Below are 3289 nucleotides of genomic sequence, written 5' to 3'. Positions count from 1 at the left end.
GTGTTGCCGCCGAGGTTCACCGCCGAACCGGCTGCGCCCGACAGCGTGCCCGTGGTCTGCGGCGACGTGGCCGCGCTCACGTCCAGGGTCGCGCCCGCGCCGGCCAGATCGATCGCGCTGCCCGACGACAGGCTGCCGCCCGCGCCGACCGCCAGCGTGCTGCCGTTGCCGATCGTCGTGTTGCCGGTGTACGTGCCCGCGCCGGTGAGCGTCGTCGTCGACGGACCATTCACCGCGAGGTTGCCGCTGCCCGAGATCGCGCCGCCGAGACCCAGGTTGTTCGCACCGCCAACCGTCAATGTCGAGCCCGAACCGAGATTGATCGCGTTGGTCAGCGTCGTACCGGCCACGCTGGTGCCGAGCGTGCCGCCCGCGCCGCTCGTGTTCAGCGCGCCCGTGCCGAGCGCCGAGCCGCTGCCCGCGATCAGCGTGCCGCCGCCGGTGAGATTCGTGCCACCCGTGTAGGTATTGTTGCCCGTCAGCGTTTCGGTACCCGTGCCCGACAACGTGAGGCTGCCGCCCGCGCCCGCGATCGTGCCGCCGTACGTGCCGCTGCCCGTGCCGCCGAGCGTCAGGTTGTTGCCCCCCAGGTTCACCGTCGAACCGGCCACGCCCGACAGCGTACCCGTGGTCTGCGGCGTGGTCGCGCCGCTGACGTCGAAGGTTGCCCCCGCACCCGCGAGATTCACCGGGCTGCTCGCCGACAGGCTGCCGCCCGCGCCGATCGCCAGCGTGCCGCTGTTGATCGTCGTCGCGCCGGTGTACGTGTTGGTGCCGGTCAGCGTTTCCGTTCCCGTACCGGCCATCGTCAGCCCGCCGGTGCCGCCGATCGTCCCCGCATAGCTGCCGTTGCCGGCGCCGGCCAGCGTCAGCGTGTTGCCGCCGAGGTTCACGTTCGTGCCCGCTACGCCGGACAGCATGCCGCTCGTCTGCGGCGTGGTCGCCGCGCTGATGTCGAGCGTCGCGCCCGCGCCGGCCAGGTCGAGCGCGCTGCCCGCCGACAGGCCGCCGCCCGCGCCCACCGCCAGCGTGCTGCCGCCGCCGATCGTCGTGTTGCCGGTGTAGGTGTTCACGCCCGTGAGCGTCGTCGTCGACGGGCCGCTGACCGACAGGCCGCCGCTGCCCGAAATCCCGCCGCCCAGCCCGAGATCGTTCGCACCGCCAACCGTCAGCGTCGAACCCGCGCCGAGATTCACCGCATTGCCGAGCGTCGTGCCGGCCACGCTCGTGCCGAGCGAGCCACCCGCGCCCGTCACGTTCAGCGCGCCGGAGCCCAGCGCGCTGCCGTTGCCCGCGATGAGCCCGCCGCCGCTCAACGTGGTGCCGCCGTCATAGGTGTTCGTGCCGGTGAGCGTCGTGGTGCCCGCGCCGGTCTGCGCAAGCCCGCCGCTGCCGGAAATCGTGCCGCTCAGGCCGAGATCGTTCGCGCCGTTCAGCCCGAGCGTCGCACCCGCGCCGAGCGTCACCGCGTTGCCGAGCGTCGTGCCGCTCACGCTGGCGTTCAGCGTGCCGTTGCCGGTCACGTTCAACGCGCCGGAACCGAGCGCCGTATTGCTGCCCACGCTCAGTCCGCCGCTGTTCAGCGTCGTCCCGCCGCCGTAGGTGTTCGCGCCGCCGAGCGTGGTCGTGCCCGCGCCGGACTGCACCACGCCGCCCGCGCCGGAAATCGTCCCGTTCAGGCCGAAGTCGAACGCGCCGCCGAGATGCAGCGTCGAGCCGATGCCCAGATCGACGGCGTTCGCCAGCAGCAGGTTAGCCGTGCTCGCACTGAGCGCGCCGCCGCTGCCGGTGACGGTGAGTGCGCCCGTGCCGAGCGCCGTATTGCTGCCGACCGACAGACCGCCGGCGCCGAGCGTCGTACCGCCCGTGTACGTGTTCGCGCCGGTGAGCGCGGTTGTTCCGCTGCCGGTTTGCGCGAGACTGCCGCCACCGGCGATGATGCCGCCGAGGCCCAGGTCGTTCGTGCCGCCGAGCGTCAGTGACGAACCGGCGCCGAGATTCACCGCGTTGTTCAGCGTCGTGCCGGCGATGCTCGCGGCCAGCGTGCCGCCGGCGCCGGCGACGTTCAACGCGCCCGTGCCGAGTGCCGCACCATTGCCGGCGACCAGCGTGCCGCCACCGGCGAGGTTCGTGCCGCCCGTGTACGTGTTGGCCCCGTTCAGCGTTTCGGTGCCCGTGCCCGACAGCGTCAGACTACCGCCTGCGCCCGCGATCGTGCCGCCGAACGTGCCGCTGCCGGCGCCGCCGAGCGTCAGGCCGTTGCCGCCGAGGTTCACCGTCGAACCGGCCACGCCCGACAGCGTGCCGATCACCTGCGGCAGCGCTGCACCGCTCAGGTCGAACGTCGCGCCGGCGCCGCCCAGGTTGACTGCGCCGCCTGCCGCCAGGCTGCCGCCCGCGCCGATCGCCAGCGTGCCGCTGTTGATCAGTGTGCCGCCGGTGTACGTGTTGGTGCCCGTCAACGTTTCCGTGCCGGTGCCGGCGAGCGTCAGCCCGCCCGCACCGCCGATCGTGCCGCCGAACGTGCCGTTACCGGAGCCGCCGAGCGTCAGCGTATTGCCGCCGAGATTCACCGCCGCGCCGGCCGTACCGACCAGCCCGCCCGTCGTCTGCGGCGATGTGGCCGCGCTCAGGTCGAGCGTCGCGCCCGCGCCGGTCAGATCGAACAGGCTGCCGCCCGACAGGCTGCCGCCGGCACCCACCGCGAGCGTGCTGCCGTTGCCGATCGTCGTGTTGCCGGTGTAGCTGCCCACCCCCGTGAGCGTCGTGATCGACGGGCCGCTGACCGACAGATTGCCGCCGCCCGAAATCGCACCGCCGAGGCCGAGATTGTTCGCGCCGCCGACCGTCAGCGTCGCGCCCGCGCCGAGATTCACCGCGTTGCCGAGCACCGTGCCGCCGACGTTCGTGCCGAGCGAGCCGCCCGCGCCGGCCACGTTCAGCGCGCCCGTGCCGAGCGCCGAGCCATTGCCGGCGATCAAGCCGCCACCGCTCAGCGTCGTGCCGCCCGAGAACGTGTTCGCCCCGAGCAGCGTCGTCGTGCCGCTGCCGGTTTGCGCGAGGCCGCCGTTGCCGGCAATCACGCCGCCGAGGCTCAGATCGGCCGCACCGTTCAGCCCGAGCGTCGCGCCCGCGCCGAGGTTCACCGCGTTGCCGAGCAAGGTACCGGCGACGTTCGTGGCGAGCGTGCCGCCCGCCCCGCTCACATTCAGCGCGCCTGTGCCGAGCGCCGCGCCGTTGCCGGCGATCAGTCCGCCGCCGCTCAGCGTGGTGCCGCCCGAGAACGTGT

Annotated in this window: 1 protein-coding gene; it reads right to left on the bottom strand. The window is 73.3% G+C overall.

What is annotated here, in order from left to right:
* A partial coding sequence (locus AP428_RS32070) for an autotransporter-associated beta strand repeat-containing protein (RefSeq protein ID WP_197285627.1) occupies positions 1 to 3289 on the bottom strand: 3289 nt, incomplete at both ends.

Source organism: Burkholderia sp. E168m22 (assembly GCF_001319805.1).
GTDB classification, from domain to species: domain Bacteria; phylum Pseudomonadota; class Gammaproteobacteria; order Burkholderiales; family Burkholderiaceae; genus Burkholderia; species Burkholderia orbicola.
Note: the sequence above shows the minus strand (reverse complement) of the source record. Positions and strands in the feature narration are given on the sequence as shown.